Origin of the sequence: Aurantimonas litoralis, assembly GCF_026153195.1 — a bacterium.
Classification (GTDB): Bacteria; Pseudomonadota; Alphaproteobacteria; order Rhizobiales; family Rhizobiaceae; genus Aurantimonas; species Aurantimonas coralicida.
The window spans coordinates 297,463-320,603 of record NZ_JAPFBM010000001.1; the positions used below are offsets into that span (position 1 = coordinate 297,463).

20 protein-coding genes and 1 pseudogene are annotated in these 23,141 nt (G+C 67.9%); 16 read left to right on the forward strand and 5 right to left on the reverse strand.

Annotated elements, in window-relative coordinates:
• Positions 1-138 precede the first annotated feature (138 nt).
• The 4 genes from N7I30_RS01500 to N7I30_RS01515 all read right to left on the reverse strand — a co-directional run bounded on the left by N7I30_RS01500 (position 139) and on the right by N7I30_RS01515 (position 6,109).
• Positions 139-1,800 carry an FAD-binding dehydrogenase gene (locus N7I30_RS01500; RefSeq protein WP_498636196.1) on the reverse strand — a complete coding sequence of 554 codons (1,662 nt, stop codon included), beginning with the start codon at positions 1,798-1,800 and terminating at the stop codon, positions 139-141.
• A 93-nt stretch (positions 1,801-1,893) separates the two neighbouring features.
• Positions 1,894-3,237 (reverse strand): NAD-dependent dihydropyrimidine dehydrogenase subunit PreA, encoded by a 1,344-nt coding sequence (gene preA, locus N7I30_RS01505; protein ID WP_228239709.1) that lies wholly within the window; start codon positions 3,235-3,237, stop codon positions 1,894-1,896.
• 12 nt (positions 3,238-3,249) lie between these two features.
• Positions 3,250-4,686 (reverse strand): NAD(P)-dependent oxidoreductase, encoded by a 1,437-nt coding sequence (locus N7I30_RS01510; RefSeq protein WP_498636198.1) that lies wholly within the window; start codon positions 4,684-4,686, stop codon positions 3,250-3,252.
• Between the two features lie 268 nt (positions 4,687-4,954).
• Complete coding sequence (locus N7I30_RS01515) at positions 4,955-6,109, reverse strand: alpha/beta hydrolase (RefSeq protein WP_498636200.1); 1,155 nt, start codon at positions 6,107-6,109, stop codon at positions 4,955-4,957.
• A 587-nt stretch (positions 6,110-6,696) separates the two neighbouring features.
• Here N7I30_RS01515 and N7I30_RS01520 point away from each other — a divergent pair.
• From N7I30_RS01520 to N7I30_RS01590, 15 genes and pseudogenes are all read left to right on the forward strand, one after another.
• A pseudogene (locus N7I30_RS01520) lies at positions 6,697-7,119 on the forward strand (cell wall hydrolase); the annotation flags it as partial.
• A 240-nt stretch (positions 7,120-7,359) separates the two neighbouring features.
• Positions 7,360-8,139, forward strand: coding sequence for a hydroxypyruvate isomerase family protein (locus N7I30_RS01525; protein WP_498636202.1), 780 nt, complete (start codon positions 7,360-7,362; stop codon positions 8,137-8,139).
• A gap of 147 nt (positions 8,140-8,286) precedes the next feature.
• Positions 8,287-10,104, forward strand: a complete 1,818-nt coding sequence (locus N7I30_RS01530) for an IlvD/Edd family dehydratase (protein WP_498636204.1) — start codon at positions 8,287-8,289, stop codon at positions 10,102-10,104.
• 91 nt (positions 10,105-10,195) lie between these two features.
• The gene (locus tag N7I30_RS01535; RefSeq protein ID WP_475361477.1) at positions 10,196-10,948 is read left to right on the forward strand and encodes an SDR family oxidoreductase; all 753 of its coding nucleotides are present in this window, start codon (positions 10,196-10,198) and stop codon (positions 10,946-10,948) included.
• A 49-nt stretch (positions 10,949-10,997) separates the two neighbouring features.
• Positions 10,998-11,984, forward strand: a complete 987-nt coding sequence (gene denD / locus N7I30_RS01540) for a D-erythronate dehydrogenase (protein WP_024350279.1) — start codon at positions 10,998-11,000, stop codon at positions 11,982-11,984.
• Between the two features lie 39 nt (positions 11,985-12,023).
• Positions 12,024-12,929 (forward strand): NAD(P)-dependent oxidoreductase, encoded by a 906-nt coding sequence (locus N7I30_RS01545; RefSeq protein ID WP_491373781.1) that lies wholly within the window; start codon positions 12,024-12,026, stop codon positions 12,927-12,929.
• A gap of 123 nt (positions 12,930-13,052) precedes the next feature.
• Complete coding sequence (locus N7I30_RS01550) at positions 13,053-13,721, forward strand: GntR family transcriptional regulator (protein ID WP_009210385.1); 669 nt, start codon at positions 13,053-13,055, stop codon at positions 13,719-13,721.
• A 237-nt stretch (positions 13,722-13,958) separates the two neighbouring features.
• On the forward strand, positions 13,959-14,579 hold the full coding sequence (locus tag N7I30_RS01555) for a 50S ribosomal protein L21 (RefSeq protein ID WP_009210386.1): 621 nt from the start codon (positions 13,959-13,961) through the stop codon (positions 14,577-14,579).
• Between the two features lie 48 nt (positions 14,580-14,627).
• Positions 14,628-14,897: a 50S ribosomal protein L27 gene (gene rpmA, locus N7I30_RS01560; protein WP_024350276.1), complete on the forward strand. Its 270-nt coding sequence runs from the start codon at positions 14,628-14,630 to the stop codon at positions 14,895-14,897.
• A 128-nt stretch (positions 14,898-15,025) separates the two neighbouring features.
• Positions 15,026-15,592, forward strand: coding sequence for a GNAT family N-acetyltransferase (locus tag N7I30_RS01565; RefSeq protein WP_370193449.1), 567 nt, complete (start codon positions 15,026-15,028; stop codon positions 15,590-15,592).
• A complete protein-coding gene (locus tag N7I30_RS01570) occupies positions 15,589-16,182 on the forward strand; it encodes a DUF3833 family protein (protein ID WP_498636208.1) in 594 nt (197 codons plus the stop codon). Before N7I30_RS01565 ends, N7I30_RS01570 begins: the two co-directional genes overlap by 4 nt.
• 138 nt (positions 16,183-16,320) lie before the next feature.
• Positions 16,321-17,403, forward strand: coding sequence for a GTPase ObgE (gene obgE, locus N7I30_RS01575; protein ID WP_498636210.1), 1,083 nt, complete (start codon positions 16,321-16,323; stop codon positions 17,401-17,403).
• Positions 17,403-18,557 (forward strand): glutamate 5-kinase, encoded by a 1,155-nt coding sequence (gene proB, locus N7I30_RS01580; protein ID WP_498636212.1) that lies wholly within the window; start codon positions 17,403-17,405, stop codon positions 18,555-18,557. The genes obgE and proB overlap by 1 nt, the downstream gene beginning before the upstream one ends.
• Positions 18,558-18,632: 75 nt before the next feature.
• Positions 18,633-19,913: a glutamate-5-semialdehyde dehydrogenase gene (locus tag N7I30_RS01585; protein ID WP_498636214.1), complete on the forward strand. Its 1,281-nt coding sequence runs from the start codon at positions 18,633-18,635 to the stop codon at positions 19,911-19,913.
• Positions 19,914-19,969: 56 nt separating this feature from the next.
• Positions 19,970-20,557 carry a nicotinate-nucleotide adenylyltransferase gene (locus N7I30_RS01590; RefSeq protein WP_498637093.1) on the forward strand — a complete coding sequence of 196 codons (588 nt, stop codon included), beginning with the start codon at positions 19,970-19,972 and terminating at the stop codon, positions 20,555-20,557.
• Positions 20,558-20,577: 20 nt separating this feature from the next.
• Here the strand turns inward: N7I30_RS01590 and N7I30_RS01595 are convergent, their stop codons facing one another.
• Positions 20,578-21,969 carry an MATE family efflux transporter gene (locus tag N7I30_RS01595; RefSeq protein WP_498637095.1) on the reverse strand — a complete coding sequence of 464 codons (1,392 nt, stop codon included), beginning with the start codon at positions 21,967-21,969 and terminating at the stop codon, positions 20,578-20,580.
• 247 nt (positions 21,970-22,216) lie between these two features.
• Between N7I30_RS01595 and N7I30_RS01600 the strand changes: the two genes are divergently transcribed.
• Positions 22,217-23,074 (forward strand): DMT family transporter, encoded by an 858-nt coding sequence (locus N7I30_RS01600; RefSeq protein WP_498636216.1) that lies wholly within the window; start codon positions 22,217-22,219, stop codon positions 23,072-23,074.
• Positions 23,075-23,141: the final 67 nt, after the last annotated feature.

A 23,141-nucleotide genomic window follows, 5' to 3' on the forward strand; every position in this document is an offset into this window, starting at 1 on the left:
GCTCATTTCCCAATCGACTGCCAGTTCAGGCAACCGCATTCTCGACGCGCACGCAGCAGTTCTGACAGAAGAATGCTTCGGCTAGGTTACTTCACGGTTACGTGACGACGGGTCGCGCGAATTATTTTCGCCGGTTTTTCAACCTGTGGCTTTGGCTGCATACCGGCCGGCCCGGCGTCCGGAGAACAGGCAGCCGCCAAGAAAGCCGCCCTCCAGTGCATTGTATCCGTGAACTCCGCCGCCGCCGAAGCCGGCGATCTCGCCGGCAGCATACAATCCCGGGATGGGGCGATCGTCCGCCGCGAGCACCCGGCCATCCAGATCCGTATGAAGACCGCCGAGCGTCTTGCGCGTCAGGACGTTCAGGCGGACAGCAATCAGCGGTCCATGGGCGGGATCGAGGATCGCATGGGGCCTGGCCGTCCGGATCAGCCGGTCACCGAGATACCGGCGGGCCCCGCGCAGCGCGATGATCTGCGCGTCCTTGGAGAAGGGGTTGGCGATCTCGCGATCGCGCGCGACGATCTGGGCTTCCAGATGTGCCCGGTCGAGCTTAGGCTCGCCGGCAATCGCGTTCATGCCGTCGACCAGTTCGCCCAATGTGTCGGCAACGACGAAATCCTCGCCATGCCGCTTGAACGCCTCGACCGGCGGCGGTGCGTTGCGGCCGCGCCGGTTGCGCAGCACCGCGCGCCAGTCCTTGCCGGTCATGTCCGGGTTCTGTTCGGACCCGGACAGCGCGAATTCCTTCTTGATGATCGACTGGGTCAGCACGAACCAGGAATGGCAATGGCCGGTCGACAGGATCCGCTTGAGGGTCGCCAGCGTGTCGAAGCCCGGCAGCGCCGGCGGCTCCATGCGATTGCCGAGCGCATCGAACCACAGGGACGACGGGCCGGGCAGGATGCGGATGCCGTGCATCGGCCAGATCGGATCGTGATTGGTGACACCCTCGGTATAGTGCCACATGCGGTCGCGGTTGATGACGCGGCCGCCGGCCGCCTCGGCGATCTCCAGCATGCGTCCGTCGACATGGGCCGGCACGCCCGAGATCATCTTCTGCGGCGCAGGTCCGAGCCGCGCGACCGGCCAGTTGCGCCGTACCAGCTTGTGATTGCCGCCGACCCCGCCGGCCGTCAGCAGGATCGCACCGGCCTCGATCTCGAAATCGCCGATCACCACGCGCGACGAGGTCTCTCCGCGGGCCGTCGTCGCCGGGGCGAGAATCTCGCCCGCCACGCCCGTCGCCGTGCCGTCGACGATCCGCAATTCGCTGACCCGGTGGCGGCCCTTCAGGATGATGCGCCCGGCGGCCATGTGCGCGCGCACGCGCCGCTCGAAGGGCGCAAGCACGCCGGGACCGGTGCCCCAGGTGATGTGAAAGCGCGGCACGGAATTGCCGTGGCCGGTGGCCAGGCTGCCGCCGCGCTCGGCCCAGCCGACGACCGGAAACCAGCGCAGGCCCATCGCATGCAGCCAGGGCCGCATCTCGCCGGCGGCGAACTCCACATAGGCCTCGGCCACGATGCGCGGCCAGTGGTCCTCCTCGCGGTCGAAACCGGCCGAGCCCAGCCAGTCCTGCAGCGCCAGTTCGCGGCTGTCGCGAATTCCGAGGCGGCGCTGTTCGGGGGTGTCCACCATGAACAGGCCACCGAGCGACCAGAAGGCCTGCCCGCCAAGATGATCGGCGCTCTCCTGATCGACGATGACGACACGGCGTCCGGCGTCGGCCAGTTCGCTCGCCGCCACCAGTCCGGCCAGACCGGCACCCACGACGACCGCATCGGTGCGTTCGCTCAAATCGGTCCCCTCCCCCCGATGCTTGTCCCGATGCCGCCCTCCGCCAGCCCGGACATGCCTACGGCCGTCGCCTCCACGCGACGCCGGGTTGCGTCACTCGGCGGCGTCGGGCAGCACCACCGGCTCGGCGGCGTGCTGCTGGCGCTCCTTCGCCATCGGATTGTTCGGATGGCTGGTCCAGTTGCCGTAGGTGTCGGGGATCGGCCGCTTGGTGCGCGGATCGAAGCCGGTGATCCGCTCCATGGTGATGCAGTCCTCGACCGGGCAGACATCGACGCACAGATTGCAGCCGACGCATTCCTCGTCGATCACCTCGAACTTGCGAATGCCATCGACCATGCTGGTGATCGCCTGGTGCGAGGTGTCCTCGCAGGCGATGTGGCAGCGCCCGCAGGAGATGCACTTGTCCTGGTCGATCCGCGCCTTGGTGACGTAGTTGAGGTTGAGATACTGCCAGTCGGTGACGTTGGGTGCGGCGCGGCCGCGGAAATCCTCGATCGAGGCATAGCCCTTCTCGTCCATCCAGTCGGACAGGCCGGAGCTCATCTCCTTCACCACCTTGAAGCCGTAGGTCATCGCCGCCGTGCAGACCTGCACCGTGCCGCAGCCGAGCGCGATGAACTCCGCCGCGTCGCGCCAGGTGGTGATGCCGCCAATGCCGGACATCGGCATTCCGGCCGTTTCGGGATCGCGGGCGATCTCCGCCACCATGTTGAGCGCGATCGGCTTGACCGCCGGCCCGCAATAGCCGCCATGGCTGCCCTTGCCGTCGATGGTCGGGGTCGGGGCGAAATTGTCGAGGTCGATGGAGACGATCGACGAGATGGTGTTGATCAGCGACACCGCGTCGGCGCCGCCCTTCCGGGCCGCCCGGGCCGGAAAGCGGATGTCGGTGATGTTCGGGGTCAGCTTGACGATGACCGGCAGCTTCGAGTGCTGCTTGCACCAGCGCGCGACCATCTCGATATATTCAGGCACCTGACCGACCGCCGCGCCCATGCCGCGCTCGCTCATGCCGTGTGGGCAGCCGAAATTCAGCTCCACGCCGTCGGCGCCGGTCTCCTCGACGAGGGCGAGGATCTTCTGCCAAGGCGCCTCCTCGCAGGGCACCATCAGCGACACGATCATCGCCCGGTCGGGCCAGTTGCGCTTGACCCGCGCGATTTCCTCGAGGTTCGTGTCGAGCGCCCGGTCGGTGATCAGCTCGATATTGTTCAGACCCAGCAGCCGCCGGTCGGGACCATAGATCGCGCCGTAGCGCGGGCCGTTGACGTTGACCACCGGCGGGTCCTCGCCAAGGGTCTTCCAGACGACCCCGCCCCAGCCCTGCTCGAAGGCGCGCTGGACGTTGTATTCCTTGTCGGTCGGCGGCGCCGAGGCGAGCCAGAACGGGTTCGGCGAGGAGATGCCGAGGAAATTCGTCGCGAGATTGGCCATGGCTCGTTCTCCCTAGATCCGACCGGGGGTCAGTGCTTCGACCGCATCGGACATGACACCAGCGATCCGGGCGCCGAGCCCCTTCTCAGCCGCCAGCTCCGCATGGATGCTTTCGGCTGCAACCTTGCCGTCCTCAACGGCCACGACGGTAAGGTCCTCGCCCTCGAAGATGCAGTCGCCGCCGGCCCAGACGCCCTTCAGCGAGGTGCGCCGCTCGGCATCGGCGTGGATGCGGCCGCGCTCCAGCGCGATGCCGTCGCTCTCGTCGTCGAGACCGTCGGGCAGGAAGCTCTGGCCGATCGCCTTGAAGATCTGGTCCGCCTCGATGGTCACCGTCTCGCCGGTGCCCGTCAGCCGCCCGTCCTCGATGGTCGTTCGCTCCAGTTCGATGCCGCGGACATGGCCGCCCTCGGCGAGAATGCGCTTTGGCTGCAGATGGCAGCGGATCTGCACGCCGCGGGTCTGGGCGATTTCCTGCTCGTAGGCCGAGGCGTTCATGGCGTCCTGGCCCCGGCGATAGGCAATGGTCACCTCCTCCGCGCCGAGCGCCTTGGCCTGCACCGCCGCGTCGACGGCGGTCATGCCGCCGCCGATGACGACGACGCGGCGGCCGACCGGCAAATTGGCGAGATCGGTGGTCTGGCGGAGATCGGCGATCCAGGCGACGGCGTCGGCCGAACCGCTGCTCGTCTCGCCCTCGGCGCCGAGGGCGTTGACGCCGGCCAGCCCGAGCCCGAGGAAGACCGCATCATAGTCGCGGCGCAGATCGGCGAGATGGATGTCGCGGCCGAGCGCCTTGCCGGTTTCCAGCGTGATGCCGCCGATGGACAAGATGAAGTCCACCTCGCGCTGGGCGAACTGTTCCGTCGCCTTGTAGGCGGCGATGCCATATTCGTTGAGGCCACCGGGCTTGGGCAGTGCGTCATAGAGCGTGACGTCGTGCCCGTGCAGGGCGAGCCGATGGGCGCAGGAGAGGCCCGCGGGGCCGGCGCCGACGACGGCGATCGTCTTGCCGGTCGGTTCGGCGCGGGTGAAGGGATGCTCGCCCGTCTCCATCAGATGGTCGGTCGCATAACGCTGCAGGAGGCCGATCTTCACCGGCTTGCCCTCGCCCACCTCGCGGACGCAGACCTCCTCGCACAGGGTCTCGGTCGGGCAGACCCGGGCGCACATACCACCGAGTATGTTCGACGAGAGGATGGTCTTGGCCGCACCGGTCGGGTTGCCGGCCTGGATCTCGCGGATGAACAGCGGGATGTCGATCGAGGTCGGACAGGCCGTCATGCACGGCGCGTCGTAGCAGAAATAGCAACGATCGGCCTCGACCAGCGCCTCGTGCTGTTCGAGCGGCGGATGGATATCAGAGAAATTGCCCGCCAGCTTGTCGGAAGCGAGGCGCCCTGCGCCGATATCGGGCCGGAACGGTCGGGTTTCGTTCATGCGTCGCATCCCCCTCGAAACCTTCCAGGGAGCCGGCGACGGCGATCTTCCGGCCTTCGACGGCTCGTGGAAGATTAGAATGATGCCAGTTTTTCAAAAGGTCAAATTTTTTATCGTCTGGTCAAAAATTGACCCGATTGCCTCTCGTACAACAGCGATTATTGCCGCCACTGCCTGGGCGATGACCGCGATCCGACGGGCGCGTGCCGAACGCGACGCCGGTCCCGACGCGCGCGGGCCGTGCGCCGTTAGATGCAGAAGAGGATTGAAGCCCGGCCTACTGGCCGGTGGCCGTCTGCAGGGTGCCGCCGAGATTGCGGCCCATATTGCCGACCTGTCGGCCGAACTCCTCGCGGCCGCGCTGGCTGATGAGCGCGCCGGGGGCGGTGACGACAGCACCGGCCGCCGAGCCGACGGTCTGGGCCGTGCCGAGGGCCGCTGCGCCCAGGGTCTCGCCAAGGGAGATGCCCTCTTCGCCGATCGCCTGCCCGGCAATCAGCCGCTGGCCGATCAGCCGCACGATCTGCGGGCTCTCGGCGAATTTCGAATGATTGAGGGCCGAGCCCGACTGCAGCGCCGACAGGTCGATCACGTCGACGCCCTTGGCCTCGATGCCGCTGCGATACGGTTCCTGCGACACGTCGATGGCGCCGAGGCGCTGGACGCCGCCGGCCAGCCGCCGCGACACCTGCAGGGCGCGGTCGTCGGTCGAGGCGAAGATGGTCAGCCGCGTGCGCTGCGTGTCGATCTCGTCGAGCTGGTGGGAGAAGACATCGACGTCGAGATCCGGCGAGGCGAGGATCACGTTGCGGACCTTGGCCGGCAGCTTGCCGCGGCGGATCGACAGCTGGCGCAGCGCCTCCATGGTCAGCCAGCTTCCCATCGAATGGGCCATCACCGTGACATTGCGCACGCGCGGATCGTCGGCGGCCTTCTCGATGATCTCTTCCAGCGCGTTGCGCGAGAAATTGGCGCTCTCGCGATCGTAGAGATAGTCGAAGACGCTGCCGTGCGACGGCCAGGAAAACAGGATCGGCGCCGCCGAGGCCGCCGTGTCATGGGCGATCTGGGCGAAGCGGAAGACCGATTCCTCGTAGGTCGTGTTGAAGCCGTGGACGAAGATCAGGACGTCGCCCTGCTTGGTGCCGGCCACCCGGTCGAACCAGCGCTGCGCCGCCGCATCGTCCATCGGCGCCAGCTTCAGCACCGCGAATTCGGTCTGCGGATTGGCCGCGTTGGCAGTGGGATAGGTCAGTTCACCGGCATTGCGATTGGCGGAGGGCGGGACCGAGACGACGATGTTGTCCACCGACAGGGTGTTGCCGCGATTGCCGGTATAGACGACGCCGGCGACCGGCGACGGCGCGCGCGTTGTGGCGACCAGCATGTCGACCGTGCTGGCGCCGGCGACGGTTCCGGCGATCGGCACCATCGTGCCCAGGGGCCGCCCCGCACAGCCCGCAACGGCGAGAAGCAGGCAGACAAGAAGCGACAGGCCGGGGCGAGGAAGGCTGCAGGTCAGGATCGAAGCCTCCGATGGGCGCGGAACGGGACAGGCCGGCGGGCAATCCGCCTCGCTGGACATCACGGCGGCACGGCGGCCGACGTCAGGCACCGAAAAGCCGACGTTGGTTGCCAGTGAACCGCGCCTTCGGCATAGCCGCTCCGGAGGCGAATCTCCAGACCGGGCGGTCGTCCAGCATGGCGCCGCACTGTCGCTCGCGGAGCCGGCAAGACCGCTGCAACCCGCACCGCCCCGTCAAACCCGCCGGAATTTCAGACAATTTTAACGATGCCGGCCGATAGGCCGCCGGGCGCCGCGTCATCTGAACGCCCGGTTAAGAAATTTCGGCGATTTGTCGGGTTTGGGCGCCGGCGATGCTGGCCGTGCCCCGACACCCTGCCGAGGCTTGCCGCATGGCATTTCGACCCACCATCACGCGCGCCCGGGCGACACTGGCGCTCCTTGCCCTGGTCACGGTGCTGGGCGCCTGCGCCGGCGGGCCGCGCCTGCGGCCGATGACGGCACATGAATGCATGACGCGGGTGATGTATTTCGAATCCAACCGCAGCAGCGAAGAGGGCATGATCGCGGTCGGCACCGTGGTGATGAACCGGCTGGAGAGCGGCCGCTACCCCAAGACCGTCTGCGGCGTCGTCGGCCAGAAGAACCAGTTCGCGCCGGGCGTCCTCACCCGCTCGATGGAAAAGGGCAAGGATCTCGCCTCGCGGACGGCCACAAAGGTGCTGAACGGCGCCCGCCACCGCAATGTCGAGAAGGCGATGTTCTTCCACACCGCCGGCATGACCTTCCCCTATACCAACATGCATTACCTCGTCGAAGCGGGCGGCAACGTCTTCTACGAGAAACGCAAGAATGCCCGCCGGCTGAGCGACCCGCCGTTCCGCAATCCCGAGCCCTACGATCCCCGGCGCCCCGCTGCCCAGCCGTCCGCCATGGCGACCATGGCCGCGTCCCGGTCGGCGGGTTCCACCAGCGCCGCGCTGGAGCCGATCAGCATCGACGATCTGATCCGCGCCGACCGCTACTGATCCCAGCCTCGCTCGCCTCACAATGGCGCGCCTTTTCCGCGACGGCCCCTTTGCGTACGGATCGCGCATGGGCCATAGCGGGGCCTTGCGTATCCACAGGGGATGCGCAGCGCCTTCTGGAGATCAGCCGTGCCGACGATCCGCTTTTCCGCCAATCTCGGATTCCTGTGGCAGGAGCTTGCCCTGCCCGACGCCATCCGGCGCGCCAGGGACGCCGGCTTCGACGCGGTCGAATGCCACTTCCCCTATGCGGTCGATCCGGCCGCGGTGAAGGCCGCGCTCGACGAGACCGGCCTGAAGATGCTCGGCCTCAACACCAGCCGTGGCGACCGCGAGGGTGATTTCGGCCTCGCCGCCCTGCCCGACCGGGTCGAGGAAGCCCGCGCTGCCATCGACCAAGCCGTTGACTATGCCAGGGCGATCGGCGCCGGCGCGGTGCATGTCATGGCCGGCAAGTCGCAAGGCGTGGACGGCGCGCAGGCGACGTTCGAGGCCAATCTCGCCTATGCCTGCGAGGCCGCCGGCGACATGACGATCCTCATCGAGCCGATCAACCAGCGCGATGCGCCGGGCTATTTCCTGTCCTATCAGGCGCAGGCCGCCGACATCGTCGCGCGGGTCGGCAAGCCCAATCTGAAGATCATGTTCGACTGCTATCACGCGCAAATCATGGAGGGTGATCTCCTCAAGCGCTTCGAGCAGCATCTGCCGATGATCGGCCATCTGCAGATCGCCGCCGTTCCCTCGCGCGGTGAGCCCGACGAGGGCGAAATTGCCTATGATCGCCTGCTGCCGGCCATGGCCGACCTCGGCTGGGACGGCCATGTCGGCGCGGAATACCGCCCGCGCACGACGACCGACGCGGGCCTCGGCTGGATGAGCGCCTACAAGTCGCACGCGCGCAGCTGACACCCAGCACCAAATCACCCGGCTGCCGATTCATACACCGCGTGACACCGCGTCACGGGTTGGAACCGGCGCCGAGTTAATGTATACATTGCGTCAGAGGCTGCCCGCGCTGCGGATGCAACCAGAGATCGACGTTCCGGAGACCCCATGACCAACGACATCAAAGCCGGCCCGCTGCGCTCGCGCGCGTGGTTCGACAATCCTTCCAATCCGGACATGACCGCGCTGTATCTCGAGCGCTATCTGAATTTCGGCCTCAGCCAGGAAGAGCTGCAGTCGGGCAAGCCGATCATCGGCATCGCCCAGACCGGCTCCGATCTCAGCCCCTGCAACCGCCATCATCTCGAACTCGCCAAGCGGGTCCGCGAGGGCATTCGCGAGGCTGGCGGCATCGCGCTGGAGTTCCCGGTCCATCCGATCCAGGAGACCGGCAAGCGCCCGACCGCGGGCCTCGACCGCAACCTTGCCTATCTCGGCCTCGTCGAGGTGCTCTACGGCTACCCGCTCGACGGCGTCGTGCTGACCATCGGCTGCGACAAGACCACCCCCGCCATGCTGATGGGCGCGGCCACCGTCAACCTGCCGTCGATCGCGCTGTCGGTCGGCCCGATGCTGAACGGCTGGTTCCGCGGCGAGCGCACCGGTTCGGGCACCATCGTCTGGAAGGCCCGCGAGATGATGGCCGCCGGCGAGATCGACTATGCCGGCTTCGTCAAGCTGGTCGCCTCCTCGGCGCCGTCGACGGGCTATTGCAACACCATGGGCACGGCCTCGACGATGAACTCGCTGGCCGAGGCGCTGGGCATGCAGCTGCCGGGCTCGGCGGCAATCCCCGCGCCTTACCGCGATCGCCAGGAGGTCGCCTATCTGACCGGCAAGCGCATCGTCGAGATGGTCCACGAAGACCTGAAGCCGACCGACATCATGACCAAGGACGCGTTCATCAACGCGATCCGCGTCAATTCGGCCATCGGCGGCTCGACCAACGCGCCGATCCATCTCAACGGCCTTGCCCGTCACCTCGGCGTCGAGCTGACCATCGACGACTGGCAGACCTATGGCGAGGAAGTGCCGCTGCTGGTCAATCTGCAGCCGGCCGGCGAGTATCTCGCGGAAGACTATTACCATGCCGGCGGCGTGCCGGCGGTGGTAAACCAGCTGATGGAAAGGGACCTGATCCACGAGGACGCCCCGACCGCCAACGGCAAGACCATCGGCGACAATTGCCGCGGCGCGATCATCGAGGACGAGAACGTCATCCGGCCGATCGACCGGCCGCTGATCGACCATGCCGGCTTCCGCGTCCTGAAGGGCAATCTCTTCGATTCCGCCATCATGAAGCTGTCGGTGATCTCCAAGGAGTTCCGCGACCGCTACCTCTCCAATGCCGACGACCCGATGGCCTTCGAGGGCAAGGCGATCGTCTTCGACGGCCCGGAGGACTACCACCACCGGATCGACGATCCGGCGACGGCGGTCGACGAGCGCTCGGTCCTGTTCATGCGCGGCGCCGGCCCGATCGGCTATCCGGGCGCGGCGGAAGTCGTGAACATGCGGGCTCCCGACTATCTCCTGAAGCGCGGTATCCACTCCCTGCCCTGCATCGGCGACGGCCGGCAGTCGGGCACGTCGGGCAGCCCATCGATCCTCAACGCCTCGCCCGAGGCGGCAGCCGGCGGCGGTCTCGCCATCCTGAAGACCGGCGACATGGTGCGCATCGATCTGGGCCGCGGCACGGCCAACATCCTGATCTCCGACGAGGAGCTCGCCGCGCGTCACAAGGCGCTCGAGGAAGCCGGCGGTTACGCCTATCCGGCGCACCAGACGCCCTGGCAGGAGATCCAGCGCGGCATCGTCTCGCAGCTCTCCACCGGTGCGGTGCTGGAGCCGGCGATCTCGTATCAGCGCCTCGCCCAGGGCGGCATCGACGGCAAGTCCGCCCCGGTGCCGCGCGACAACCACTGATCTGACGGGGCGGACCGCGCATGACGCGGCCCGCCCTTTTCACACCATCGCCGCGCATCGCTTCGCGCACCGAGAGGAACGGGACAGAGCCATGACGAAACGCCTGGACGGCAAGACCGCCGTCTGCACCGCGGCCGGCCAGGGGATCGGCCGCCAGGTGGTCGAGACCTTCCTGAAGGAAGGCGCCACCGTCTATGCAAGCGATCGCGACGCGGAGAAGCTGGAAGGCCTCGACGCCTTCGGCCCGGTCCATACTGCCGCGCTGGACGTGACCGACGGCGAGGCAGTGAAGGCGTATCTTGCCGGCGTGCCGACCCCGGACATCCTGTTCAACTGCGCCGGCTACGTTCACCACGGCACCATCCTCGACTGCGACGACGCGGCCTGGGACTTCTCCTTCGACCTCAATGTGCGCTCGATGCACCGGATGATCGCCGGCCTGCTGCCGCGCATGCTCGAGGCGGGCGGCGGCTCGATCGTCAACATCTGCTCGGCTGCCGGTCCGGTCAAAGCCGCCCAGAACCGCTATGTCTACATGGCGACCAAGGCCGCGGTGGCGGGCCTCACGCGATCGGTCGCGGTCGATTTCGTCGGTAAGGGCATCCGCTGCAACGCCATCTGCCCCGGCACGATCGAATCCCCCTCGCTGGAGGAGCGGATCGCCGATCTCGGCAAGACGATCGGCGGCACCGACAAGGCCAAGGCGATGTTCATCGAGCGCCAGCCCATGGGCCGCCTCGGCAAGCCGTCGGAGATCGCCATGCTGGCGGTTTATCTCGCCTCGGACGAGAGCGCCTTCACGACAGGAACAATGCAGGTGATCGACGGCGGCTGGACGCTCTAGGAGCGCAGCACACGCGACGCCACCGAACGACAACAGGGAAGAGGACACGATGCGGATTCTGGTACTGGGCGCCGCCGGCATGGTTGGCCGGCAGCTGATCGAGGCAATCATCGCCGACGACACGCGCCTCGGCGACAAGGTCACGGAGATCGACGCCTTCGACGTCGTCAAGCCGGCCTTCGACAGCCAGGCCGGCGGCATCACCATCGAGTGCAGCGCCGGCAACATCGCCGACGAGGCGACGGTGCGCGCCCTGGTCGACAAGCGGCCGGACATGATCTTCCATCTCGCCGCGATCGTTTCCGGCGAGGCCGAGGCCGAGTTCGAGAAGGGCTACGCCATCAATCTCGACGGCACGCGCTATCTGCTGGAAGCAATCCGCCAGCAGGACGGCGTCTACCGGCCGCGCCTCGTCTTCACCTCCTCCATCGCCGTCTTCGGCGCGCCGTTCGAGGACCCGATCACCGACACCTTCCTGTCGGCGCCGCTGACCAGCTACGGCGCCCAGAAGGCAATCGGCGAGCTGCTGCTGTCGGATTACAGCCGCAAGGGCTTCGTCGACGGCGTCGGCATTCGCCTGCCGACCATCGTCGTGCGCCCGGGCAAGCCGAACAAGGCCGCGTCGGGCTTCTTCTCGGGCATCATCCGCGAGCCGCTGGCCGGCCACGAGGCGATCCTGCCGGTCGACGACAGCGTGCGCCACTGGGTCGCCAGCCCCGCCGCCGCGGTCGGCTTCCTGCTTCATGCCGCGACGATGGACACCGAGACGCTGGGTGCCCGCCGCTGCCTGACCATGCCGGGCCTGTCGATCACCATCGGCGAGATGATCGAGGCGCTGCGCGAGGTCGCCGGCGACGAGGCCGTCGCCCTGATCCGCCGCGAGCCGGACGCCACCATCGAGAAGATCGTCGCCGGCTGGCCGCGTGATTTCGACGCCTCGCGGGCATCCGAGGTCGGCTTCGTCGCCGACGACAATTTCGCGGACATCATCCGCGCCCATATCGCCGACGAAGCGGCACGCAACGCCGCGGCCTGACCGCCGCGCAGCGTCCCCGGCATTCGACCAGGAGTGTACATGACGAACCGTCCCAGCATTGGCTTCATCGGCGTCGGCCTGATGGGCCACGGCATGGCCAAGAACATCGTCGAGGCCGGCTACACGCTGACCGTCCTCGCCCATCGCAACCGCGAGCCGATCGAGGATCTGAAGTCCCGCGGCGCCAGTGAGGCCGACAGCGTCGTCGGCGTCGCGAAGGCAGCCGAGATCGTCTTCCTCTGCCTGCCGGGCAGCCCGCAGGTGGAAGCCGTCGTCGGCGAGATCCTCGCCGCGAACGGCGCCTGCAGGACGATCATCGATTGCTCGACCGCCAATCCGGTCTCGACGCGGGCGCTGGCCGAACGCTGCAGCAAGGCCGGCGTGACGCTCATCGACGCGCCGCTGTCGCGCACGCCGAAGGAAGCCTGGGAGGGCACGCTCGACACCATGGTCGGCGCGTCCGAGGCGGATTTCGAGCGGGTGAAGCCGCTTCTGGAGACCTGGGCCGGCAAGATCGTGCGGGTCGGCGACATCGGCGCCGGGCACACGATGAAGCTCCTCAACAACTTCGTCTCGCTCGGCTATGCGGCGCTCTATTCCGAAGCGCTGGCGATCGGCGCCAAGAACGGCATCGACGCCAAGACCTTCCACGGCGTGATCAGCGGCGGCCGCATGGATTCGGGCTTCTACCAGACCTTCATGAAATACGTGGTCGACCGCGACCGCGACGCCCACAAGTTCACGATCCGCAACGCCCACAAGGACATGCGCTACGTGGTGTCGATGGCCGACCAAAGCGGTATTGCCACCCATGTTTCGGCGTCGGTAAAGAACGGCCTCGCCACGGCCGAGGCGATCGGACGCGGCAGCGACTATCTGCCGATGCTGTCCGACATCGTCTTCGAGCTGAACGGGGTCGCAACGCCCGACGGCTCGAAGAGCTGACGAAGACGACCGGGAGAAGGATCCCCGGCAGATGAACAAGGGAGGCCGGCACTGACGAAACAGGATGCGACGAATGCACCCCATCGCCGTCCTCCCGCCAGCGGCTCGCGGCCCCGACCGAGCATGCAGGGCGTCGCCAAGATGGCGGCACGCGAGCGGGCCTATCACGAGCTGAAGTACCGGATTCTGGAGGGTCGCCTGCCGCCCGGCACGACACTCCTGGAGACGGAGGTCGCCAATCTCCTGTCGCTCAGCCGCACGCCGATCCGCGAGGCACTGATCCGCCTGGAGGAGGAAGGGCTGGTCGAGGTGAAGCCCCGGCACGGGGTCACCGTGCGTGCGCAGTCGCTCGACGATCTGGCGGAAATCTATGAAGTCTTTTCGGCGCTGGAGGTGCAGGCCGCGCGCCTTGCCGCCGTGCGCGGGCTGGAGCCGAGCGAGAGCGAACGGCTGAAATCGCTGATGGACCAGATGGAGAAGGCGACGCGCAGCGACGACATCGAGCGCTGGTCGCAGTTCGACGACGCCTTCCATTCGGACATCGTCTCGCTGTGCGGCAATTCCCGCCTGCAGGCGACCCTGCGGCAATATTGGGAGCAGCAGTACCGGGCCCGCATGGCGATCATTCCGCTGCGCATCAAGCCGGTCCAGTCCGACCAGGAACACCGGCAGATCGTCCAGGCGATTCTCGACCGCGACAGCGAGGAAGCCGGGCGCCTGCACCAGCTGCACCGCGACCGCACCGACCGGCAGGCGCTGGAACTGCTGCGCCGGCAGGCCGGCAAGCTCTAGCCCGCCGGGGCCCGCCCCGCAGCGCTTGCACTCGACGCTGGGGAAACCTTCAGGGCCCGGGACCCGGTTTGACGGCCGGAAGGCTTGACCTTGCGCGGCCTTGCCGCTAGTCACAAATCGCAATTCTGGGCGTGGCACTGCCGCGCCTGTTTGTTTTCGCCCATTCAGTAACCGACTGACAAGAAGACGGTCCGGGTCCTGCGGGACACGAGAACCGATCGAACGAACGGAGCTAAAATGTTCGCAGTCATTAAGACCGGTGGCAAGCAGTACCGCGTTGTCCCCAACGACAAGTTCACCATCGAGCGTCTCCCGGGCGCCGCCGGTGATCTCGTGACCTTCAACGAGGTCCTGATGGTCGGTTCGACCATCGGTGCGCCGTTCGTTCAGGGCGCTGCCGTCACGGCCGAGATCGTCGAGCAGACCCGCGGCAAGAAGGTGATCTCCTTCAAGAAGCGTCGTCGCCAGAACTCCAAGCGTACCCGTGGCCACCGTCAGGACCTGACGATGATCCGCATCGCCGAGATCCTGACCGACGGCAAGGCCCCGTCGCAGACCGCCGCCGCGCCGAAGCCGGCCAAGGTCGCTGCGCCCAAGCCGTCCGCCGAGACGACCGACGCCACGCCGGACGTGCCGATGTTCACCGCCCCGACCGGCGGCGAGCAGGACAAGCTGACCAAGATCAAGGGCATCGGCCCGGTCGCCGAGAAGCAGCTCAACGAGCAGGGCATCACCACCTATGCCCAGATCGCGGCGCTGTCCGACGAGGACGTTGCCCGTATCGACGCGAACATGCCGTTCAGCGCCGCGCAGATCGAAGACTGGCGCGCCCAGGCCGGCGAACTGGCGAAGCAGTAATTCCGGGGCCATATCCCCCGCGAGCCCTGACAGGCAAGGAGACCTACGATGGCACATAAAAAAGCAGGCGGCTCTTCGCGCAACGGTCGCGATTCGGAGTCCAAGCGCCTTGGCGTGAAGAAGTTCGGTGGCGAGTCCGTCATTCCGGGCAACATCCTGATCCGTCAGCGCGGCACGCGCTGGCATCCGGGTGCCAATGTCGGCATGGGCAAGGACCATACCCTCTTCGCGAAGGCCGAAGGCAACGTGGCGTTCCAGCACAAGGCGAACGGTCGCACCTACGTGGCCGTCATGCCGAAAGCCGAAGCCGCCGAGTGACCGGAGCTTCAGAGCGCCGGCGTTCCACCGACCCGGCACTCTGAACCCTCCGAACGATCGGACCTTCAGAGCACGACAGGGGAGATGGACCGCCATCTCCCCTTTTCGCGTCTGGAAGGAACGATGCGATGCTTGAGGACACGACCGTCGAACGGGACGGCGAGACGATCGAGACCCGCAGGCTGCTGTTGCGGCCGCTGACGATGGACGATGCCGGCGCGCTGGCGAAGCTGATCAACGACCGCGAGATCGCCCGGATGCTGGCCCGTGTGCCGCATCCCTACGGTCTGGCCGACGCCCGCGCCTTCATCAGCGACCATGCACCGGAAACGGTCTTCGCGCTCTGCCTGAAGGACGGCGGCGACCTCGTCGGCTGCTGCAGCCTGAAGCCGGAAAGCGTGCCGGGCCGGTTCGACATCGGCTACTGGGTCGGCCGCCGTTTCTGGGGCAAGGGTCTTGCCACCGAGGCAGCGCAGGCCGTGATCGATTTCGGATTCGTCGCGCTGAAGGCCGACGCCATCGCCGTCGATTGCCGCGTCGTCAACGAGGCGTCGCGCCGGGTGATCCGCAAATGCGGCTTCCACTTCACCGGCAGCGGCCTCATCGACACGATCAGTTCCGGGCGCGTGGCCAGCGAGCATTTCGTCATGGACCGGCGGTGCTGGACGTCGCTCAAGGCATGGGGTCGGGCATGAGTTGCCGGAAGATCGTCGCGCGCAGGAGCGGCGGCGCCCTCGCCGGGGCGCTGCTGCTGGCCGGACTTGCGGCCTGCGGCGACGATCCTGCCGACGTACCGCCCGCCTCCGTCGCCGACGGCCTGGCGCTGGAGGAGTTCTTCGCGGGGCCGTCCTATTCGAAGGGGTCGGTCACCACGGCGCTGTTCTTTACCGAGGACTTCACCGCGCGCTTTTCCGGCACGCGCCGGGATGGGCGGCTACTGCTCGACGAGCAGTTCAGCTTTCCCGACGGCGACCGGCTGCAGCGCTGGGACCTCGGCATGACCGGCCCCGGCCTCTACACCGGCACGGTGCGGACCGAAGGCGGCGACGGCGCATTGTCACCGCCGGTGGCCGTTGCCGGCAGGCTGTCGCCGAACGGTGTCGTTCTCGACTATGACGGCTACGCGCCGGGCGGCGGCGACACGCTGCTGCACTTTCGCCACCGCATGACGCGACAGTCGGACGGGACGGTCGCCAACCATGTCAGCGTGTCGAAATTCGGCGTGCCGCTGGCCACGTCCGACGTGGTCTTCGCCAAGGACAAGGCTGCGCTCGACGCCTACTGACGCCGCGGGCCGACCGGGTCCGCGCATATGATCCTCTGGATCGCCCGCCTCTTGGCCGGCGATCCGTTCACAAGTCCCGACCGGCCCGCTAGAAGGGGCCGTCCGCCATACCGACCGCATGCTCAGGAGAGCACAGAGATGAAATTCCTCGACCAGGCCAAGGTCTATGTCCGATCCGGTGACGGTGGTGCCGGCTCGGTGTCGTTCCGCCGCGAGAAATACATCGAGTTCGGCGGGCCGGACGGCGGCGACGGCGGCCGCGGCGGCGATGTGTGGGTGGAGGCGGTTGCCGGCCTCAACACGCTGATCGACTATCGCTACCAGCAGCATTTCAAGGCCAAGACCGGCGGCCACGGCATGGGCCGCAACCGTAATGGCGGCAAGGGCTCGGACATCACGCTGAAGGTGCCGGCCGGCACCCAGATCTTCGCCGAGGACAACGAGACGCTGCTGTTCGACCTGACCGATATCGGCGAGCGTCACTGCATCGCCGCCGGCGGCAATGGCGGCTTCGGCAACGCCTATTTCAAGACCTCGGTGAACCAGGCGCCGCGGCGCGCCAATCCGGGCCAGGAGGGCGAGGAGCTGACGATCTGGCTGCGGCTGAAGCTGATCGCCGATGTCGGCCTCGTCGGCCTGCCCAATGCCGGCAAGTCGACCTTCCTTGCTTCGGTGACGCGCGCCCGGCCGAAGATCGCCGACTACCCCTTCACCACGCTGCATCCCGGTCTCGGCGTCGCCAAGGTCGACGAGGCGGAATTCGTCATCGCCGACATTCCGGGCCTGATCGAGGGCGCCCATGAGGGCGTCGGCATCGGCGATCGCTTCCTCGGCCATGTCGAGCGCACCAGCGTGCTCCTGCATCTGGTCTCGTCCAGCGAGGACGACGTCGCCGGCGCCTACCGCACCGTGCGGCGCGAGCTCGAAGCCTATGAGCACGGCCTCGCGGACAAGCCCGAGCTCGTCGCCCTGTCGAAGGTCGACACGCTGACGCCGGAGGCCCGCGAGGAGAAGCTGGCGGAGCTGCAGGAGGCCGTCGGCTACGCGCCGCTCGCCCTGTCGGCGGTGAGCCGCGAGGGCATGACCGAGGCATTGCGCGAGCTGAAGAGCCGCATCAGCCGCCTCGCCCCCACGGAAGAGGAAGAGCCCGACCGCTTCGCCGTGGCCGCGGCCGAACGCGCCGAGGCGGAAGAGGCCGAGGCCGGGAAGGACGCGGAGTGATGAGCAATCCCCTCCACGGCTACCGGCGGATCGTCATCAAGATCGGTTCGTCGCTGCTCGTGGACCGCGAACGCGGACTGAAGCGGACCTGGCTGGAATCGCTGGGCGAGGACATTGCGCGTCTCGTCGGCGAGGGCCGGGAGATTCTCGTCGTGTCGTCGGGCGCCATCGCGCTCGGCCGCAAGATCCTGAAGATGCCGCGCGGTCCGCTGCGGCTGGAGGAGAGCCAGGCGGCCGCCTCGGTGGGCCAGATCGCCCTGTCGCGCACCTATCTGGAGATCCTCGGCCGCCACGGCATCGAGACCGGGCAGATCCTGCTCACCCTCGGGGACACCGAAGAGCGCCGGCGCTATCTGAATGCCCGCGCCACCATCGCGACGCTGCTGGCCCTCAAGGCCGTGCCGGTCATCAACGAGAACGACACCGTCGCCACCTCCGAGATCCGCTACGGCGACAATGACCGGCTGGCCGCCCGGGTCGCCACGATGATCGACGCCGACATGCTGGTTCTCCTCTCGGATGTCGACGGGCTCTACACGGCGCCGCCGCATCTCGACCCGAACGCCGAGCACATTCCGCTGGTCGATCAGATCACGCCGCAGATCGAGGCGATGGCGGGCTCCGCCGGTTCGGAACTGTCGCGCGGCGGCATGAAGACCAAGATCGACGCCGCGCGGATCGCGACCGGCTCCGGCACCGCCATGATCATCACGGCGGGCAACCGGCTCTATCCCCTGTCGGCCATCGAGACCGGCGAGCGCGCCACGCTGTTTCGCCCCGTCGATACGCCGGTCGGCGCCCGCAAGCGCTGGATCGCCGGGCAGCTCCATGCCACCGGTCGCCTGTTCGTCGATGCTGGCGCCGTCAAGGCGCTGGTCGCCGGCCGCAGCCTGCTGCCGGCTGGCGTCAGCAAGGTCGAGGGCGAGTTTCGCAGGGGCGACACGGTGGCGGTGTACGACAATGCCCGCCGCGAGATTGCCCGTGGCCTGATCGCCTATGATTCCGACGAGGCGCGGCTGGTCGCCGGCCTGCGCTCCTCCGAGATCGGCGCGGCGCTGGGCTATGAAGGCCGCGCGGCGATGATCCATCGCGACGACCTCGCCGTCGATCCAGGTGCGGCGGAGACGCCGGGCCAGCAGCTCACCTCGGCCTGAGACAGACGGCGTGAAGGCACGGCGAGAGGGCCTGCCCGTTGCCGCGACGCAGTACAGATTTCGGAGACCACACCCATGCGTGACAGCACCGAGACCGGATCGATCGACACGCTGATGGACGCCATCGGCAAGCGGGCCCGCGCAGCGGCGCGCCGCCTCGCCCTGGCGCCGACGGAGACGAAGAACGCAGCGCTTCTGGCGATGGCCGATGCGCTGGTCGCCTCCACCGACACCATCCTCGCCGAGAATGCCGCCGATCTCGACCGCGCGGCAGTGGCCGGCATGGCCGCCTCCTTCGTCGACCGGCTGACGCTGACGCCCGACCGCATCGCTGCGATGGCCGAGGGCCTGCGCGCCATCGCTGCCCTCCCCGACCCGGTCGGCGCGACGGTCGCTGCCTGGGACCGGCCGAACGGTCTGGCGATCGAGCGCGTGCGCACGCCGCTCGGCGTCATCGGCGTCATCTATGAGAGCCGGCCGAACGTGACCGCCGATGCCGGGGCGCTCTGCCTGAAATCCGGCAATGCGGTGATCCTGCGCGGTGGCTCGGATTCGGTCCGATCCTCGGCCGCGATCCACGCCGCGATGGTCGCCGGGCTCACCGCGGCCGGCCTGCCCGAGGACGCGATCCAGATCGTGCCGTCGACCGACCGCGCCGCCGTCGGCGCCATGCTGCGCGGCCTCGACGGGGCGATCGACGTCATCGTGCCGCGCGGCGGCCGTTCGCTGGTCGCCCGCGTGCAGGACGAGGCGCGGGTGCCCGTCTTCGCGCATCTCGAAGGGCTCTGCCACGTCTATGTCGACCGGGCGGCCAATCTCGACATGGCGCGGGACATCGTCGTCAATTCCAAGATGCGCCGCACCGGTATCTGCGGGTCTGCCGAGACGCTGCTGATCGACCGCGCCGCCGCCGACACGCATCTGCTGCCGCTGATGGAAGCGCTGCGCGAGGCCGGCTGCGAGATCCGCGCGACCGACGAGGTGCGCCAGCGCTACCCGACCGCAGAGCCGGCCAGCGACGCGGACTTCGTCACCGAATATCTCGACGCGATCATCTCCGTCGCACTGGTCGACGGCGTCGCTGGCGCGATCGACCATATCGAGAGCCATTCCTCGCACCACACCGAAGCGATCGTGACCGACGACGCGGCCACGGCGGAGACCTTCTTCGCCGGCATCGATTCGGCGATCCTCCTCCACAACGCCTCGACCCAGTTCGCCGACGGCGGCGAATTCGGCATGGGCGCGGAGATCGGCATCGCCACCGGCAAGATGCATGCGCGCGGTCCGGTCGGCGTCGAGCAGTTGACCAGCTTCAACTATCGCGTCCGCGGCAACGGCCAGACGCGCCCGTGAGGCTGGGCGATACCGCCGCCGCCGCCCTCAAGGGCGTCGATGCGGCGGCGCTGGCCATGCCACCGGCGCAGCCCGGCATGCGGATCGGCCTGTTCGGCGGCTCGTTCAACCCGCCGCATGAAGGCCATCTGCTGGTCGCCGAGACGGCCCGCCGGCGGCTTGGCCTCGATAAGGTCTGGTGGATGGTGACGCCGGGCAATCCGCTGAAGGATCACGGCAAGCTGCGGCCGATCGGCGAACGCCTCGCCGCAGTCCGGGCGCTGGCGCCGGGCCCGCATTCGGTGCCCACCGCCTTCGAGGCGCGCCATCGCATCCGCTATTCGGCCGATACGGTCGCCTTGCTGCGGCGGCGCCACCCGGGCGTGCATTTCGTCTGGATCATGGGCGCCGACAGCCTCGCCAGCTTCCATCGCTGGCAGGACTGGCAGGAGATCGCGGCCAGCCTGCCGATCGCCGTGGTCGACCGGCCCGGCTCGACCCTCTCCGTCCTCTCCGCTGTCACGCCGCAGGTGCTGGCGCGCTTCCGCCTGCCGGAGACGGCGGCCAGGGCCCTGCCCCTGCGCCGGCCGCCCGCCTGGGTGTTCCTGCACGGGCCGCGCTCGACCGTCTCCTCCACCTTGCTGCGGCGGCAGAACGGCGACTGAGCCGCCGTTGGCGCGTCCGGTCAGGCGTCGAGCAGGCCGTAGCGCTCGCGCAGCAGGAAGCGGGCATTGAGCAGCAGCGCCGCGGTGGACAGGCCGAAGGCCAGCCCCCACCACAGGCCGACGCCGCCCCACCCCACCATGAAGGCGAGGACATAGGCGACCGGCATGCCGACCAGCCAATAGCTGAACAGCGCGATCAGCATCGGCGTGCGGGTATCCTTCACGCCGCGCAGGATGCCGGCGGCCACGACCTGCAGCGCATCGGCGATCTGGAAGAGCGCGGCGACCACCAGCAGCGGCACGCCATAGGCCAGCACCGCCTCGGCATTGGCGTTGCCCCGATCGAGATAGAGCCCGATCAGTTCCTGCGGCCAGAACCAGAACAGGCATGCGCCGCCGATCGAGATCAGCGTGCCGATGCCCAGCGCCACTGCCGATGCCCGGTCGAGATCGCGGCGGTCGCCGCGCCCGAAGGCGAGCCCGACCCGCACCGTTGCGGCGCTCGACAGGCCGAGGGGCACCATGAAGGCGATGGAGGCGATCTGCAGCGCGATGCCATGGGCGGCCAGCGGAATGGTGCCGAGCCAGCCCATCATGATCGAGGAGGCGACGAACAGCCCGACCTCGGCGATGATCGTCGCGCCGATCGGCCAGCCGAGCCGCAGCACCTCGAAAAAGTCCGGCCAGTCCGCCCGCCAGAAGCGGGCGTAGAGCTCGTAGCGGCGCAGGCTCGGCGCCAGCGCCGTATAGGCGACCAGCAGGCCGGTCATCAGGAGATTGCTGCCGAGCGTCGCCACCGCCGCCCCGACGATGCCGAGCGCCGGCGCGCCGAAATGGCCGAAGATCAGGAGATAGTTCAGCCCGGCATTGACCACGGCGCCGACCAGGATCACCGCCAGGACGAGATAGGCGCGGTTGACGACGGTCAGGTAGGAGCGCAGTCCCAGGACCAGCAGCGCCGGGAACATCGACCATTGAGCGACGCGCATATAGGCCCCGGCGAGGGCCGAGATTTCCGGGTCCTGGCCGAGCGCCACCAGGATCGCCTCGGTGTACCAGAGCGGCAGCATGACGAGCGCGCTGTAGAGCATCAGCACCCACAGGCCCATGCGGATCGAGCGGCGCACGTCGCGCACGTCGCCGCGGCCCTCGGCGCCGGCCGCCAGCGGCAGCACGGCCTGGGCAAAGCCGGCCCCGAAGATGAAGACGATGAAGAAGGTCTGGGTGGCCAGGACGCCGGCCGCCAGTTCGGTGGCGCCGAGCCAGCCGATCATCACCGTGTCGGTGACGTTCATGGTCATCTGCGCCAGCTGCGCGCCGATCAGCGGCACCGACAGGACGAGGGTCGCGACGGCGTGGTGCAGCCACGACTGCACCGGTCCACGGGCCCCCGCGCCGGGCAGCGGCAGCATTTCCGCGCCGGACCGTTCTGAAACATTCGTCTGCATGACATCACCGCCTGATGCCGGTGGCCTAGAAGGGTGCGACAGGGAAGTCCAGCAATGCCGTGGCCGCTTGTCGTACCTCAGCAACATCGCGGCCAGGAAGGTCTCGACGGACCGAGCCGATTATCCCGGATGACGACGCCCGAGCCGGGCACGCCGGCTTTTCAGCGCCGTGGCTTTCCAGTAAGCAACACTTAGCAAAGGCGTCGATCCCGTGAAATCCTTCAGTTCCCTCCTGACCGGCATCCTGTTGACGGTCCTTGCCGGCAGCGTGTTCGCCAGCATGGATTCGCTCGGCAAGCATCTGACGACGCTGGTGCCGGTGCTGCAGGTGATCTGGGGGCGCTACTTCTTCCAGACGTTGATCCTCGGCAGCTATCTCGGCGCCACCACCGGCACCCGCTTCTTGAAGACCCGCCACCCCTACCTGCAACTGGTGCGCGGCATGCTGCTCCTGGCGGCCACGATCTGCATGTACAACGCCCTCGCCCGTGTGCCGCTGGCCGACGCGACGGCCGTCCTTTTCTTCACGCCGATCGTCGTCACCATCCTGTCGGTCATCGTCTTGAAGGAAACGATCGGCATCCACCGGATCGGCGCGATCATCGCCGGCTTCTGCGGCATGCTGCTGATCCTGCGTCCGGGCTTTGCGGGCATCGAGCCGGCGCTGGGTTTCGCCCTGGCGGCATCAGGCTTCAACGCCTGCTATCTCATGATGACGCGGCGGCTCGCCGGTACCGAAGATGCCGCCTCGACCCAGTTCAACACGACGGCGGCCGGCGCGGTCATCCTGACCCTCGTCATCATTCCGTTCTGGGAGACGCCCGCCCCGGCTACGCTGGCCCTCCTCGTCCTCAGCGGTGTTGCCGGTTCGATCGGCCATTTCACCCTGGTCACGGCCTTCTCCCACGCCCCGGCCTCGCTGCTGTCGCCCTTCCTCTATTCGCAGGTGCTGGTCGCCAGCATCCTCAGCGTGGTTCTGTTCGGCGACCCGTTGCAACCGCCGATGATCCTCGGCACCGTGATCCTGGTCGCCAGCGGCCTGTACATCTGGTGGCGCGAGAACCGCTGAACCGGCACGGTTCCGACGCCCGTCGGGGCCGCGTGCGATCGGCAGTTGCTTTCCGCAACCCGTTTCG